This is a genomic window from Methylorubrum sp. POS3, assembly GCF_043352485.1.
Taxonomy (GTDB): Bacteria; Pseudomonadota; Alphaproteobacteria; order Rhizobiales; family Beijerinckiaceae; genus Methylobacterium; species Methylobacterium suomiense.
The window spans coordinates 2,480,651-2,495,010 of the sequence record NZ_JAPRBT010000001.1 but is presented as its reverse complement, the minus strand read 5'-3'; the positions used below and the strand labels follow the sequence as shown (position 1 = coordinate 2,495,010).

Below are 14,360 nucleotides of genomic sequence, written 5' to 3'. Positions count from 1 at the left end.
ACCACGGCAGGGCGTCGCGTCTCTGCCAGCCGGTCCGAGTAAGGAAACGGCACGACGACGGTGCCGGCCCGGAACGAGGGGCTAGAGATCGGCATAATCAGCGTCGTCGATGGGACCACCCCATTCGGTGAAGGCGACGAACGGGTCCTCGCCCTCGGCGGGCGCCTTATCGATGCGGACGCCGTCCGGTGTGAACAGGTCGCGCACCCGGTCACCCGGCCCGATGCTCAGTCGCTCGCGCAGTTCGGCGGGCAGAACCGTCTGGCTCTTCACCGACAGCTTGGAATAGGCGGTGCGGACAGGCTGCGACACGAAATTGCTCGGTTGGCTCTACGTCTTACATCTTACCGGTCTGCTTGGGTGGGGTCGACACCGATCCGCTTGATCTCCCAGTGCAGCTCGACGCCCGCCGTCTCGCGCACCCGGCGGCGGACCTCTTCGCCGAGGCCCTCGATATCGGCGGCCGTGGCGCCGCCACGGTTGATCAGGAAGTTGCAATGCATCTCCGAGACCTGGGCACCGCCCCGGGTCAGCCCCCGGCACCCGGCGGCGTCGATGAGCTGCCAGGCCTTGCCGCCCTCGGGATTCTTGAAGGTCGAGCCGCCAGTGCGCTCGCGGATCGGTTGGGCGGCCTCGCGGGCGGCGGTGACCCGATCCATTTCGGCCTCGATCGCTTCGCGGTTCCCGGCCCGGCCTCGGAAGGTGGCTCCCGTAAAAATCACGTCGTCCGGTGCCGAGGAATGGCGGTAGCGGAAGCCCATCTCGGCATGGGTGAAGCTGCGCGCCGCCCCCGTCCGATCGATGCCGCGCACTTGCGTGAGCACGTCGGTCGTCTCACCGCCATGGGCGCCCGCATTCATGCGCAGCGCCCCGCCGACCGAGCCGGGGATGCCGCGGAAGAAGGCGAGGCCGTCGAGGGAGGCCTCCGCCGCGGCCTTGGCGAGGCGCATATCCGGCACGGCGGTGCCCGCGCGGATCGAGTCTCCGTCAATCTCGATCGAACCGAATGCCTTGCCGCCGAGCCGGATCGTGACGCCGGGAATGCCGCCGTCGCGCACGATCAGGTTCGAGCCGAGGCCGATCACCGTCACCGGCACGGCCGGGTCGAGGGCGGCCAGGAAGACCGAGAGATCCTCCTCATCCGCCGGGCTGAACAGCACCTGCGCCGGCCCGCCGACGCGAAACCACGTGAGATCCGCGAGCGATTGATTCTCGAGGAGACGGCCGCGCAGATTCGGCGCGGCGGCGCGGATGGCGTCGGTGAGGTTCGAAGTCATGCTAGCCTATCGCCTGAAGCGGTCGGTATCGACGGGAGGCGGGTTTGGGCAGGAGCGTGGTCTTCACCCGCGCCGCCGCGCGCGTCTTGAGCCGGATGCCGGCAATAGCGAGGAATTGATCCGCGGCAAGCTCCGTCAGCTCGCCAACGACCCATCCGCGCTCGCCAAAAACATCGAAGCGCTGAAAGGCGGGGCGGAACGCTACCGCCTGCGGGTCGGCGATTGGCGCGCGGTCTTCACCATCGAGCCGGATCGGATCATTGTCCACGAGATCGGCCCGCGGGGCTCGATCTATGGATAGGACGAGCCCGATGACCATCGTGCGCACCCAAACCCCGTTGGGCGAGGCGATCGTGATCCTGCCTGAGGCGGAATTCGAGCGGCTGCCAGAACTCGCCGAGGACTCGCTCGATGCCCGCTCCGTCGATGCATCCGAAGCGCGCCTGCAGGCCGGCACCGAGGAGTTGCTGGATGAGGCCGACCTCGATGCCCTGCGCGCCGCGCCGAGCCCACTGGCTTTCTGGCGCGAGCGGCGCGGCATGACGGCGAACGCGCTGGCGCAGGCAGCGCCCATCCGGTCGGATTGGCTCGCAGCGATCGAGCGAGGTGAGCGCTTGGCCGATCCCGCGCTCAACGGGCGATTCGCAACAATCCTCGGCGTGGATGCCGAGGATCTGATGCCGGAGCCGGCCGAGGCGTGAGACCGGCTCACACTACTCACCCCTTCAGCGCTGCCAGCTCCCCCGGCAGCGCGTAGGCCCATTGGGTGATCGTGCCCGCGCCGAGACACACGACGTAGTCGCCCGGCTGGGCGCGGCCGGCAACCAGCCCGGCAAGATCGTCCGGCGCGTTCAAGGCCAGCGCGTCGCGATGGCCGCGCGACTTGAGGCCAGCCACCAGCGAATCGCGGTCGAAGCCCTCGATCGGCGCCTCGCCCGCCGCGTAGACCGGAGCGACGATGACCGTGTCGGCGTCGTTGAAACAGGTGCAGAAATCCTCGAACAGCGATTGCAGCCGGGTGTAGCGGTGCGGCTGGACCACGGCGACGACGTTGCCCTCGGTCGAGGCGCGGGCCGCGCGGAGCACCGCCGCGATCTCCACCGGGTGATGGCCGTAATCGTCGAAGATCGTGGCGCCGTTCCACTCGCCGGTGCGGGTGAAGCGGCGCTTGACGCCGCCGAAGCCCGAGAGCGCCTTGCGGATCGCGTCCTCCGAGACCCCGAGTTCGTGGGCCACCGCCAGAGCCGCGGTGGCGTTCAGCGCGTTGTGCTTGCCCGGCATCGGCAGGACGAGATCCTGCATTTCGAGGCGGAAGCCGGGGCGACGATCGCGGATCATCACCCGGAAGCGGCTCTGCCCCCCCTTCAGGTCGATGTCGAGGAGACGCACGTCGGCCTGCGGGTTCTCGCCGTAGGTGATGATGCGCCGGTCCTCGATATGGCCGACGAGGTCCTGCACGATCGGATGATCGATGCACATCACCGCGAAGCCGTAGAACGGGATGTTGTCGATGAAGCGCCGGAAGGCGTCCTTGATGGCGTCGAACGAGCCGAAATGATCGAGATGCTCGGGGTCGATATTGGTGACGATGGCCACATCCGCCGGCAGCTTCAGGAAGGTGCCGTCGGACTCGTCGGCCTCTACCACCATCCAGTCGCCCGCACCCATGCGGGCATTGGTGCCGTAGGCGTTGATGATGCCGCCGTTGATCACGGTCGGATCGAGGTTGCCGGCGTCGAGCAGGGTCGCCACGAGCGAGGTCGTCGTGGTCTTGCCATGGGTGCCGGCCACCGCGACGCAGGACTTGAAGCGCATCAGCTCGGCCAGCATCTCGGCGCGGCGCACGACCGGCAGGCGGCGCTCGCGGGCCTCGACCAATTCCGGATTGTCCCGGCGGATCGCGGTCGAGACCACGACGAGGGCCGCATTCTCGACGTTCTCGGCCCGGTGGCCGACGAAGGTGCGAATGCCCTTTTCGGACAAGCGGCGGACATTGGCGTTGTCGTTCGCGTCGGAGCCCTGCACCGTGTAGCCGAGATTGGCCATCACCTCGGCGATGCCGGACATGCCGATGCCGCCAATGCCGATGAAGTGGATGGGGCCGAGCTTTTCGGGCAGCTTCATGTCACGAACCTTCGCGGACCTGGGCGCAAGCGGGCCCCGATGAACTCTTGATCGGATCGCGCCGGTGCGCGATCCGCCCCCGCGATCGCGGGGCGGCGATCGTCCGCCGGACGCGACGGGTCCAGTGGACCTGTCGCACCTAGGATGATGCGGCGGCCGTCTCGACGACGACAGCGGCGAGGCGGTCGGCGGCGTCGAGGATGCGGGCGGTTTTGGCCGCCGCCGCGGCTTGGGTCAATTTCCGGGGCGCGCCGAACAAATCGACGAGTTCGGCGGCGAGGCGATCCGGCGTGAAGGCACTCTGCTGGATGGACAGAGCCGCACCGATCCCGGCCAATGTCGCGGCGTTGGCCGCCTGATCCTGATCGAGGGCGCCCGGCAGGGGTACCAGGATCGCCGGTCGGCCGATCGCGGCGAGTTCCGAGACGGTCGAGGCGCCCGAACGTGCCACGACGAGATGCGCGGCGGCCATGCGACCGGGCAGATCCTTGAAGAAGGGTGCCGCTTCGATCCCGCCGAGTTTCATGGCGAGAAAGCGGTTCTGTACCGCCGTCAGATCCTCGGGCCGGGCCTGCTGAACGAGATGAAGGCGGGCTCGCAGATCGCCCGGCAGCTTCTCGAGCGCCGCGGGCACGACCTCGCTCATCACGCGAGCCCCTTGGCTGCCACCGAAGACGAGAAGGCGCAGCGGAGAATCCGCATCGAGGGCCGGATAGGCCGCGTCGGCGACGGCGAGCACCGCCGGGCGGATCGGGTTTCCGGTATGCACGCGGCGCGCCGTCGCTTTCTCCGGTACGCCCCGCACCTCCTTGAACCCGGTGGCGATGACGCGGGCGCCCTTGGCGAGGAAACCGTTGGCCCGACCCATCACGGCGTTCTGCTCGTGCAGAATCGTCGGCACCTTGAGAAGCTGAGCCGCCAGCATCGGCGGAACGGTCGGGTAACCGCCGAATCCGACGACGGCGGCCGGGTTGAGCCGGCGCACCGCGCGCGCCGCCTGCCCGAAGCCGCGCCCGAGTGTCGCGAAGGCACTGGCCCGCCGCAGCACCGAGCGGCCCGAGGGCGTCGCCGAGGCGATGGTGACGATTTCATCCGCCGGGAAATCGCCCGCGATGGAATCGACTCGCGCATCGGTGGCGAGCGCGACGCGAATGCCGCGCTCCTTCAGGGCGTGGGCGAGACTCTGGGCTGGAAACAGATGTCCGCCCGTCCCACCCGCGCAGACCAGGACCAGGGGGATGAAAACGGTCACTGCATGATCCCCGGAACCGCCGATGGCAATGTGCCGGGCGGACGCTGGCTCATCACCGTGGTGCGCGGACGCTTGCGGGTCAGCGCGACGAGAAAGCCCATGCCGAGCGCCAACGAGATCAGCGACGAGCCGCCATACGAGACGAACGGCAGGGTCATGCCCTTGGCCGGCATGAGCTGCGTGTTCACGGCCATGTTGATGCAGGCCTGAAGGCCGAACAGGGTGGTCAGACCGGTGATGGCGAGCCTCGCGAAGGTGTCGTCGGTGCGGCGCGCGAGCTTGAGCCCGCGCATGACGATGTAGGCGAAGAGCGCCACGAGGCCCAGGCAGACCAGCACGCCGAATTCCTCGCCGGTGACGGAGAAGATGAAGTCGGTATGCGCATCGGGCAGGTGACGCTTGGCCACGCCTTCGCCCGGTCCGGTGCCGAACCAACCGCCGGAATTGAAGGACTCCCGCGACCAGAATTCCTGGAAGCTGTCGCCCGAATCGCGATCCATGAACCGGTTGATGCGCTCGCGCACGTGATGAAGGAAAGTATAGGCGGCGAACACGCCAGTGAGGCCGAGGGCGCCCAAACCCGCCACCCAGAACCAGTGCAGGCCGGCGACGAAGAAGAGGGCGCACCACACCATCGTGATCAGCATGGTCTGGCCGAAATCCGGCTGGAGGATCAGCGGAACGATGGTGACCGGCAGGAGCAGGATCGCCAGCAGCCCGCCGGGCATATCGCGGCGCTGCGCCCCTTCGGAGAACGCCCAGGCCGCCACCACCACGAAGGCGGGCTTCACGAATTCGGAGGGCTGGAGGCCGAAGGAACCGAACTGGATCCAGCGATGCGCGCCCTTGATCTCCGGGCCGATCTTTCCCGCCGCAATGCAGAGCGCCACGCCGACGAGCCAGGTCACCAGCGCGAAGCGGCGGATATGGCGCACGGACAGAAACGAGACGGCGATGATGAGCAGGATCGTCGGCGCGAGATAGAGCGCTTGGCGGTTCAGGAAGTAGAAGGTCGGCAGTCCGATTCGCTCGGCCACCGGCGGCCCGCCGCCCATCAGGAAGACGAGGCCGGCCACCATCAGGCAGCCGAGGCCCGCGAGCAGGCCGCGATCCACCGTCCACCACCAATCGGCCAGGGGGCTGCGTTCGGCGCGCGACATCATGGCGGGGGCTCGTCTCCGGGGCCATGCTTTCCCGCAACGAGACACGGGCGGCCCGCCCAGATCGTGGAGCGTAAGGGTTAACGGTCTGTTGCCCGGGAGGCTAAACCGTCCGCAGATGTGGACGAAGCCGGCGGTGGCAGAACCTGTCCGATGCCCAGAACGGCCTCGGCGTCGGGATTGCAGGTGATCGGGTCGCTCTCGGTCGAAGACCCTAAAGCTCTCTCCTGACGCGCAATCTCACACGAAATCGCATCCGTACCGTCGATAGACGCTTCTAGGGATGAGAGAGCCTTCGGAACGGCGGCGGCGGCAACAGAAACCGGCGGCCAGCGAAAAACATCCGGCCAGCCATGCACATGTGCGCGCGTGCGCCGCTAGGCGCAGGCCGCGCCGCGTGATACTGGCCCCTGCCAACCCGATCCCGCTGGCCGAACGCTTCGGCCCGGCGCTTTCTTCGTCACCGGAGTTGGTTCATGGCCCGTATTAGCGCAGATTCGATCATCGAGGGCCTCACCTTCGACGATGTGTTGCTGCGCCCTGCCGCATCCTCCGTGATGCCGACGGAAGTCGACGTCGCGACGCGGCTGACCCGCACGATCCGCCTCAATCTGCCGATCATCGCTTCGGCGATGGATACGGTCACCGAGGCACCGATGGCCATTGCCATGGCGCAGAATGGCGGGCTGGGCGTCATCCATCGTAATCTCGAGCCGGCCGAGCAGGCCGAGCAGGTCCGCCTCGTCAAGAAGTACGAATCGGGCATGGTGCTCAACCCGATCACCATTCACCCCGACGAGACGCTGGCCGACGCGTTCGAGGTGATGAAGAAGAACCGGATCTCCGGCATTCCGGTGGTCGAGCGCGGCCCCAACGGTTCGCGCGGAAAGCTCGTCGGCATCCTGACGAACCGCGATGTGCGCTTCGCGACCAATACCGGCCAGCCCGTCGCCGAACTCATGACCCGCGATCGGCTCATCACGGTGCGCGAGGGCGTGACGCAGGACGAGGCCAAGCGCCTGCTGCACCAGTTCCGCATCGAGAAGCTGCTGGTGGTCGATGATCACTATCGCTGCATCGGTCTGATCACCGTCAAGGATATCGAGAAGCAGGTCGCCTATCCGAGCGCCGTCAAGGACGAGCAGGGTCGCCTCCGGGTCGCCGCCGCGACCACGACGGGCGATTCCGGGTTCGAGCGGGCCGAGCGGCTGATCGATGCCGGCTGCGATGTCATCGTCGTCGACACCGCACACGGCCATTCCCGCAAGGTGCTCGACAGCGTCGCCCGGGTGAAGCAGCTCTCGAACGCGGTGCAGATCATCGCCGGCAACGTCGCCACGGCCGAGGGCGCCCGGGCGCTGATCGATGCGGGCGCGGATGCGATCAAGGTCGGTATCGGCCCCGGCTCGATCTGCACCACCCGCATCGTCGCGGGCGTCGGCGTGCCTCAATTGACCGCCCTGATGGAGGCGGTCGAGGCCGCTCAGGGGGCCGATGTTCCGGTGATCGCCGATGGCGGTATCAAGTTCTCGGGCGACCTGGCCAAGGCGATCGCGGCGGGCGCCTCGGTGGCGATGCTGGGCTCGCTGCTGGCGGGTACCGACGAGGCACCGGGCGAGGTCTTCCTGTACCAGGGCCGTTCCTACAAGAGCTACCGCGGCATGGGCTCGGTGGGCGCCATGGCCCGCGGCTCGGCCGATCGCTACTTCCAGGCGGAGGTCAACGACACCCACAAGCTCGTGCCGGAGGGCATCGAGGGACAGGTGCCGTACAAGGGCCCGGTGGCGGCCGTGCTGCATCAGCTCGCCGGCGGTCTGCGCGCCGCCATGGGCTATGTCGGCGCCGCGACGGTGCCGGATTTCCAGGAGCGGGCCCAGTTCGTGCGCATCACCAATGCCGGACTCCGGGAAAGCCACGTCCATGACGTGACGATCACCCGCGAGAGCCCGAACTATCCAAGCCGTGCGTGAGGACGCAGCACCGGTCTCCGAGAGGAACCGGTGCCGGATACGACCACCGACATCGCCGCGCATCCATCGGGGGGCGGCGATGTTCGGATGCCGTGAGGATCGGTGCGTCGATCACAGCCAGATCAGGCTGATCACGAGGATCATGCCCTCGAAGGCGAGCAGCGCCCCGAGAATGTACGGCACCCAAAGTTCCCGGTCGCTGAGTGGATCCGAAGGGTCCTGCCCGATCATCGTCGCCTCCTCGCTCGGGACGAAGAGTAGTCCTGCGCCTTTCGCGACGCGTTGATGTGGATCAGCGATTTTGACCAAAAAATGCTCCGCGCGCCGTGTGGCCGCGGAGCTGAAGTCTCGGGAGAAACCGGCCCCGGCGGCCAAGCACGATCAAGCCACCGGGGTCAGACCGGAACGAGGTCCGGTCTGAGTTCCTTATCGCACGAAGGGTGGATCGAGATCATTCACCTGCGTTGAAGATCCCAGCCTTTATTTGACTTATGGTTCAGCTCGTCTCGACAGACCTTGTTGTTCGAGCTGATATCGAGAAATCAGCCGTTCTTTCGTCCCGTGAACGCTACGGCTTAGGAGTGGCGTCTGCGGATTTCTCCGCTCCAACCTTCTGCTCCATAGTCGCAGCGAAGGCGTCGGGCGAAAGATCGATGAAGCGCCCCATCACCTCCTGGAAATCGGGCTCCTTGTCTGCGGGGGGACAGGAAAAGCCCTTCTTCTGCAATTCGCTGCGCAAGGTCGCCTCGATGGGCGCCATCTCAGGCTGGAGAGCGGCGATCCGGCCCTCGACGGCTGTGCGCTGACGGCCCGTCGAACGGACGTCGCATTCCTTGAGGACGCGCTCGACGGCGAGACCGACCACATAGGTGGCGATCCGGGCTTCGGAGGGAGAAGACGGCGCGGGAAGGGCGAGCGTCGCAGCCTTCGGGGCCGCCTTCGCCGGAGCGGCATCGCACCGCCGAAGCGCTTCGTAGCCGGCGGCGAAATCCGGTATCCGGAAATCAGCGTCGCCGTCATCGAACCGCAGAATCACGGTTTTTGCGGCGAGCAGGTCGGGAACGAGGCTATCCGGAAACTGCGCTCGGAGCGTCTTATCATCACCGGTCCACGTCGCCTTGGTCTTGATCGCCTTCCGGTCAAGGAAAAGGGGCACTTTCACCGCCTCGTCCTTGTCGAAATTCCAACCCTGATAGACCAACACGAGGGTTGCTTTGTTGCTGTCGAGGGCGAAGACCACCGCGTTCACGGCGTTGTTGTCATCCTTGTCCTCGTAAGCATACGTCATCAAGCATGGATTGGGACCGGTATCGCCGATCGTCCGCTCGACCTCCCAACCCTTTACGACCTCGAACGGCTCGCGCGGCGCCGCGTGGGCCAGGGAGGGAAGGAGCGAAGCAAACAGGGTTGCCGCCAAGATATTGAGTGCGCGCACCGATCATCTCCGATCAACCGGCCAGCACCCAGCTGCGGGTAGCAGGAGGCTTGGCAATTTGACCTTAGCTTCCGGGAGGTTCGGCATCCAAGGCAAATTACGCAGCGCGTGATTCTCTTCAACCTCTACCGTCGCCGATACTTAACAATTGCCGTTACAAGCAGTGATTTCAAGAAAAACCCGCCCGGATCGGGCTGGACGCGGCGCTGAAGGTGCGCCGCCGACCGTCTGTGCCAATTCGCAGGAGGCCCGGCACCGCGGCCAGGGCATCCATCAGCGCGCCGAGCGTCGCCGGAGCGCCGTCGGCGCCGTCTCCGTGATAGGCGTTGACGTTCTGGCCGATCAGGGTGATCTCGCGAACCCCGCCCTCGACGAGGCGGCGCGCTTCCTCGACCACCGCGGCGACCGAGCGCGAGACTTCGGCGCCACGGGTATAGGGCACGACGCAGAAGGCGCAGAACTTGTCGCAGCCTTCCTGCACGGTGAGGAAGCCGGTGACGCCGCGGTTGCGACGGGCCGGCAGGTGATCGAACTTGTCCTCGAGGGGGAACTCGGTGTCGACGACGCGGCCCTCGCGGGCCTGACGCAGCAGGTCGGGCAGGCGGTGATAGCTCTGCGGGCCCACCACCACGTCCACCGCCGGCGCACGGGACAAGATCTCGCGGCCCTCGGCTTGCGCGACGCAGCCTGCCACGACGATGCGGGTCTCCTGGCCGGCTTCCGCGCGCTCCCCCTTGAGGACGCGCAGGCGACCGAGTTCCGAATAGACCTTCTCGGCGGCCTTCTCGCGGATGTGGCAGGTGTTGAGGACGACGATGTCGGCCTCTTCCACCGTCTCGGTGGGGGCATACCCCTCGGCCGCCAGCACGTCGGCCATGCGGCCGGCGTCGTAGGCGTTCATCTGGCAGCCGTAGGATTTGACGTAGGCTTTCTTCAAGATCGCAGACCCTGCCGCCGGCTCGGGCGGTGTCGTTGTTCGAAGCGGTATGGACTCGACTGCCGCGCCCTCTAGCACGCTTACGCCCGAAGGACGATGCTCCCGCCGATTGTGAAGGCCTGACCCGTGAACTTGCAGAACGATTCCGCCTTCTTCGCCCTGCTGACCGGCAGTTATCGCCGCCTCGTCGGGCGCCCGCTCGTGTCGGACGAGACGGCCGATGCGGCCTGGCTCTACGCGGCGGCGCCCTTCGCCGTGCTCGCCCACGACACCTCGGCCGATCCGCTCTTCGTCTATGCCAATCGCGCGGCGCAGGCCGCCTTCGGCTACGATTGGCAGGACATCATCGGCATGCCCTCGCGACTGTCGGCGGAGGCGCCGGAACGGGCCGAGCGCCAACGCCTGCTCGACGCCGTCGCCCGCGATGGATTCGTCGCGGATTACCGCGGCGTGCGGATCGCTCAATCCGGCCGGCGTTTCCCGATCACGGACGGGGTGGTGTGGCAACTCGTCGATGCGGCGGGACGCATCCATGGGCAGGCGGCCACGTTTCCGATCGCGGTGTGAGCGAACCGTTCGCGGATCGGTCTTTCCGCTCAGATCGCAGCGACACCCGGCGCCGAGACATCCGCACCCTCGTGAGCCGGTGCCGGACGCGTCGGTCGCGCCGGGGACGTGCCGCCCCGCGTCTCGCGCAGAGCCTGCCGCACCGCCGATTCGGCTTGCGCCGTGGCCAGCTTTCGGTCGGTGGCCGCGTCGAACGCGATCGGTGGACCCCAGGCGATGTGAACGTCGATGGGCCCCCGGGTGGCGAACAGGCCGAGATGGGGCGCGAGCTCCATGTCGCCGTACCACGCCACCTCCGGCCGCTCCGCCCGCGTCACCGGCAGCCCGTTGCGGCGCGGATAGCTGAGCGCCAAGGGCTGCAGCCGGATGCGGGCAAGGCCGCCGGTTTCCGCCGCGAGCGCCGCGCGGGCGGCCCCGACGAGGGAAGAGCGGAACGGCAGAAGGTGCAGGCCGTCGCCGGTCGTGCCTTCGGCGAACAGCACAATGAGATCGCCCGAGGCGAGGCGCTGCCCGACGGTGGCGTTGACCTGGGCGGTGGCGGCGCGCTTGGCCCGCTCGATGAAGACCGTGCGCTGAAGCTTGGCGAGCCCGCCGATCACCGGCCAGCCCTCGATCTCGGATTTGGCCACGAAGGAGAGGGGGCGCAACGAACCCAGGGCGACGATGTCGAGCCAGGACACGTGATTGGCGAGAACGAGGGCCGGCTCGCCCGGAGGCGGCGGCGTGCCGCTCTGCGTCACCCGCACCGAGAACAGGCGCAGGAACAGGCGGTGAAACCAGACCGGAATGCGCGCGGCGAGTCGTCCACGCCCGAACTTCAGGCTCACCATATGCGGGACGATGACCAGCAGGAAAGCTAGCGCCTGCACCGCCAGACGCAGGCCGATGCCGAGCCGGGTCATCGGACGAGGGACGGGCCGATCACGCGAGCGCCGCGCTCATGGTGAGTGCCGTGGCCCTGTTGCCGTTGGGCAGCGGGTAATAGCCCTTGCGCTCGCCGATCTTCACGAAGCCGGCCCGCGTGTAGAGCTTGAGCGCCGGGGCGTTGCCCTCGTCGACCTCGAGATGAACCGTGCGGATGCCGGCGAAGGCGAGCGCGGTCAGGTGTTCGCGCAGCAAGCGGTGGCTGTGGCCGCCGCCGCGGGCGGAGGGTGCCAGCACGATGGTCAAAATCTCCGCCTCGTCCGCCGCCTTGCGCGAGAGGACGAAGCCGATCACCGAGCCGCCGCGCCGCAGGGCATGCGCCTCGGTCGAGCGCTCGCACAGCAGCCGCTCGAATTCATGGGCCGCCCAGGGGCGGGCGAAGGCGGTGGCATGCAAGGCCTCCAAGGCGGCGGCCTGGCCAGCGTCCCGCAGGGGAGCGACATAGGGCGTCGCGCCCCAGGCGTCCCACCATGCCGACCACCAATCGAGGGCCCAGAACGGGGAGAGCGGCCGGTTCATGCCCGCGCGATCCTGGCATGGTCTTGAGGCCGAGCGTCCGGGCCTCGCAAGTAGAGGGGGCGCGGCAGGGCCTGTGCCGGATCGGCGACGAGGCCGAGCGAGGCGACCCAGGCGATCTGCGGCGCGCCGGTGGCGGCGATCTCGACGGGCAGGCCCGCCGCCTCCGCGGCCGACGCGAGCGCCGCAGCCCCGGTGCCGGTGATGATGGTCCGTCGGTGCCCGAGCAGGGTCACCGCCTCGGCGATGGAGAGATGGCGGGGCGGGATGACCACGCCCTCGGCCACGCTCATGGCCTGCAGGTAGAGGGCGCCGTGGCGGGCATCGATGGCCGCGACGATCAACGCCTCACCGTCGAGCGCCAGTTGCGGCGCGAGCAGGGCCGAGAGCGTCGTGACTCCGACCACGGGGATGCCCGCTGCGAGCCCGACGGCCCGCGCCGCGGACAGGCCGACCCGCAACCCCGTGTAGCTTCCGGGGCCGACGGTGACCGCGACGCGCGACAGGCTGGAGAAGCCGCCGTCCACCCGCGCCATCACCCGCTCGATCAGCGGCAGCAGGGCCTCGGCATGGCCGCGGGCGAGCGGCATGGATTCCTCGGCCAGCAAATCGTCGCTCGCGTCGGTCGCGATGCAGGCGGCGCAGGCGTCGAGCGCCGTATCGATGGCAAGAATCCGCAATCCGTCACACCCATCGACGGCGGCTGGTCGTCGGTCCGCCGGATCGTCGTCCCAAGGTCTCGATTCCGCAGCGCCCGCCGTGGATCGGCAGGCGCCCGGTCCGTCACTCTAAGCCGAAACGATCGGCCGCGTCAGCGCATCTCCGCGTGGCCTCCCCAGGAAGCCGCGCGGGTGTTGCCGTGGAGCCAGGGGCCGTTATCAGACCGCCTGAACCTCGCGGACCGAGGGCAGGAAGTGGCGGAACAGGTTCTGCACACCCTGCCGGAGTGTGGCCGTGGAGGACGGGCAGCCCGAGCAGGCACCCTTCATCTCGAGGTAGACGATACCGTCGCGGAAGCCCCGGAAGGTGATGTCGCCCCCGTCGCTCGCCACGGCCGGCCGTACTCGGGTCTCGAGCAGGTCCTTGATGGTCACCACCGTGTCGTGGTCGGCCTCGTCGTAGAACTCGTCGGTGGTGTCGTCCTCTTCGAGAACCGCGCCCGCGGCGAGGACCGGGCGGCCCGACTGGAAGTGATCCATGATCGCCCCGAGCACGGCGGGCTTCACCTGCGGCCACTCATTCACGCCCTCGGCCTTCGTGACCGAGATGAAATCGTGCCCGAAATAGACGCCGGACACGCCGGGCACCGCGAACAGGGCGGAGGCCAGGGGCGAGCGCTCGGCGCTGTCCGCGTCGCGGGCTTCGAAGGTTCCCTCGGGCAAGACCACCCGGCCGGGCAGGAACTTCAGGGTTGCGGGGTTCGGTGTGGCTTCGGTCTGGATGAACATGGCTCAGAAATCCTCGTCCGCTGGCGCCGGTTCAAGGCCGGCCGGGAACGGTGGCGAGTCGCGTCGGGCGATCCGCCTCCGCTTCCCATGTGGACCGGACGGGACGGATTCTCAACTGCGGGTGCAGGCGCAGCACCGTCACCGGAGCTGGCACCGATCGATGCGCGGCTTCTCGCGACGAAGCCGGATCGGGGCCGCGGCAGGGGTATCCCGACGATCGGGGCGAGGCCATCGACAAAGCGGACGACATCGGATACAGCGCGGCCCAACTCACAACAGGATGCCGAAATCCTGACGCCCGGCCCTCGCCGGACGGGCGCAACGGCAGGAGCTTACCATGAACATCATCGAGCAGATCGAGCGGGAAGAGATTGCCCGCCTCAACAAGACCATTCCGGATTTCGAGCCGGGCGACACCGTGATCGTCAACGTCCGGGTGAAGGAAGGCGAGCGCACCCGCGTCCAGGCTTACGAGGGCGTCTGCATCGCCCGCGCCGGCGGCGGCCTCAACGAGAACTTCACCGTTCGCAAGATCTCTTACGGCGAGGGCGTGGAGCGCGTGTTCCCCGTGCACTCCCCGATGATCGACTCGATCAAGGTGGCCCGCCGCGGTAAGGTCCGTCGCGCCAAGCTGTACTACCTGCGCGACCGTCGCGGTAAGTCGGCCCGTATCGTCGAGCGCAGCGACCGCGCCGAGAAGGCTGCCAAGTCTCAGAAGGCGGCTCCCGCCGCCGAGTAATCGTTTCGGCG

General features: G+C 67.9%; 15 protein-coding genes and 1 pseudogene. 4 read left to right on the top strand and 12 right to left on the bottom strand.

Annotated features, from left to right (window positions below; all coding sequences use genetic code 11):
* Nucleotides 1–81: 81 nt before the first annotated feature.
* Genes OWC43_RS11700 through OWC43_RS11690 form a run of 3 tightly spaced genes read right to left on the bottom strand, consistent with a single transcriptional unit; the run spans nt 82 to nt 1,596 of the window.
* On the bottom strand, nt 82–312 hold the full coding sequence (locus OWC43_RS11700; protein ID WP_393956813.1) for an AbrB/MazE/SpoVT family DNA-binding domain-containing protein: 231 nt from the start codon (nt 310–312) through the stop codon (nt 82–84).
* 32 nt (nt 313–344) lie between these two features.
* Nucleotides 345–1,277: a UDP-N-acetylmuramate dehydrogenase gene (gene murB / locus OWC43_RS11695; RefSeq protein WP_393956812.1), complete on the bottom strand. Its 933-nt coding sequence runs from the start codon at nt 1,275–1,277 to the stop codon at nt 345–347.
* Nucleotide 1,278: 1 nt separating this feature from the next.
* Nucleotides 1,279–1,596 carry a hypothetical protein gene (locus OWC43_RS11690; RefSeq protein WP_393956811.1) on the bottom strand — a complete coding sequence of 106 codons (318 nt, stop codon included), beginning with the start codon at nt 1,594–1,596 and terminating at the stop codon, nt 1,279–1,281.
* On the opposite strand from OWC43_RS11690, the gene OWC43_RS11685 reads away from it, so the two are divergent.
* Complete coding sequence (locus tag OWC43_RS11685; protein ID WP_393956810.1) at nt 1,589–1,978, top strand: helix-turn-helix domain-containing protein; 390 nt, start codon at nt 1,589–1,591, stop codon at nt 1,976–1,978. The genes OWC43_RS11690 and OWC43_RS11685 overlap by 8 nt on opposite strands.
* A 16-nt stretch (nt 1,979–1,994) precedes the next feature.
* Here the strand turns inward: OWC43_RS11685 and murC are convergent, their stop codons facing one another.
* The 3 genes from murC to OWC43_RS11670 all read right to left on the bottom strand — a co-directional run bounded on the left by murC (nt 1,995) and on the right by OWC43_RS11670 (nt 5,816).
* Complete coding sequence (gene murC, locus OWC43_RS11680) at nt 1,995–3,401, bottom strand: UDP-N-acetylmuramate--L-alanine ligase (protein WP_137827824.1); 1,407 nt, start codon at nt 3,399–3,401, stop codon at nt 1,995–1,997.
* Between the two features lie 139 nt (nt 3,402–3,540).
* Nucleotides 3,541–4,653 (bottom strand): undecaprenyldiphospho-muramoylpentapeptide beta-N-acetylglucosaminyltransferase, encoded by a 1,113-nt coding sequence (gene murG, locus OWC43_RS11675; protein ID WP_393956809.1) that lies wholly within the window; start codon nt 4,651–4,653, stop codon nt 3,541–3,543.
* Nucleotides 4,650–5,816: an FtsW/RodA/SpoVE family cell cycle protein gene (locus OWC43_RS11670; RefSeq protein ID WP_393956808.1), complete on the bottom strand. Its 1,167-nt coding sequence runs from the start codon at nt 5,814–5,816 to the stop codon at nt 4,650–4,652. The genes murG and OWC43_RS11670 overlap by 4 nt, the downstream gene beginning before the upstream one ends.
* 473 nt (nt 5,817–6,289) lie before the next feature.
* Here OWC43_RS11670 and guaB point away from each other — a divergent pair, with 473 nt between their 5' ends.
* Nucleotides 6,290–7,783 (top strand): IMP dehydrogenase, encoded by a 1,494-nt coding sequence (guaB, locus tag OWC43_RS11665; RefSeq protein WP_137827821.1) that lies wholly within the window; start codon nt 6,290–6,292, stop codon nt 7,781–7,783.
* A 568-nt stretch (nt 7,784–8,351) separates the two neighbouring features.
* Here guaB and OWC43_RS11660 read toward each other — a convergent pair.
* The gene (locus OWC43_RS11660; protein WP_393956807.1) at nt 8,352–9,218 is read right to left on the bottom strand and encodes a hypothetical protein; all 867 of its coding nucleotides are present in this window, start codon (nt 9,216–9,218) and stop codon (nt 8,352–8,354) included.
* Between the two features lie 235 nt (nt 9,219–9,453).
* Nucleotides 9,454–10,155, bottom strand: a pseudogene (locus OWC43_RS11655) (radical SAM protein); the annotation flags it as partial.
* A 126-nt stretch (nt 10,156–10,281) separates the two neighbouring features.
* On the opposite strand from OWC43_RS11655, the gene OWC43_RS11650 reads away from it, so the two are divergent.
* Nucleotides 10,282–10,722 carry an MEKHLA domain-containing protein gene (locus tag OWC43_RS11650; RefSeq protein WP_393956806.1) on the top strand — a complete coding sequence of 147 codons (441 nt, stop codon included), beginning with the start codon at nt 10,282–10,284 and terminating at the stop codon, nt 10,720–10,722.
* 29 nt (nt 10,723–10,751) lie between these two features.
* Here the strand turns inward: OWC43_RS11650 and OWC43_RS11645 are convergent, their stop codons facing one another.
* From OWC43_RS11645 to OWC43_RS11630, 4 genes are all read right to left on the bottom strand, one after another.
* Nucleotides 10,752–11,624, bottom strand: coding sequence for a lysophospholipid acyltransferase family protein (locus tag OWC43_RS11645; protein ID WP_393956805.1), 873 nt, complete (start codon nt 11,622–11,624; stop codon nt 10,752–10,754).
* 19 nt (nt 11,625–11,643) lie between these two features.
* Nucleotides 11,644–12,165 (bottom strand): GNAT family N-acetyltransferase, encoded by a 522-nt coding sequence (locus tag OWC43_RS11640; RefSeq protein ID WP_137827165.1) that lies wholly within the window; start codon nt 12,163–12,165, stop codon nt 11,644–11,646.
* Entirely contained in the window at nt 12,162–12,842 is a 681-nt protein-coding gene (gene tsaB, locus OWC43_RS11635) for a tRNA (adenosine(37)-N6)-threonylcarbamoyltransferase complex dimerization subunit type 1 TsaB (RefSeq protein ID WP_137827166.1), read from the bottom strand. Before tsaB ends, OWC43_RS11640 begins: the two co-directional genes overlap by 4 nt.
* A 198-nt stretch (nt 12,843–13,040) precedes the next feature.
* Nucleotides 13,041–13,610: a NifU family protein gene (locus OWC43_RS11630; RefSeq protein ID WP_137827167.1), complete on the bottom strand. Its 570-nt coding sequence runs from the start codon at nt 13,608–13,610 to the stop codon at nt 13,041–13,043.
* Between the two features lie 337 nt (nt 13,611–13,947).
* Here OWC43_RS11630 and rplS point away from each other — a divergent pair, with 337 nt between their 5' ends.
* Nucleotides 13,948–14,349: a 50S ribosomal protein L19 gene (gene rplS / locus OWC43_RS11625; protein WP_137827168.1), complete on the top strand. Its 402-nt coding sequence runs from the start codon at nt 13,948–13,950 to the stop codon at nt 14,347–14,349.
* The last annotated feature ends 11 nt before the right edge of the window (nt 14,350–14,360 follow it).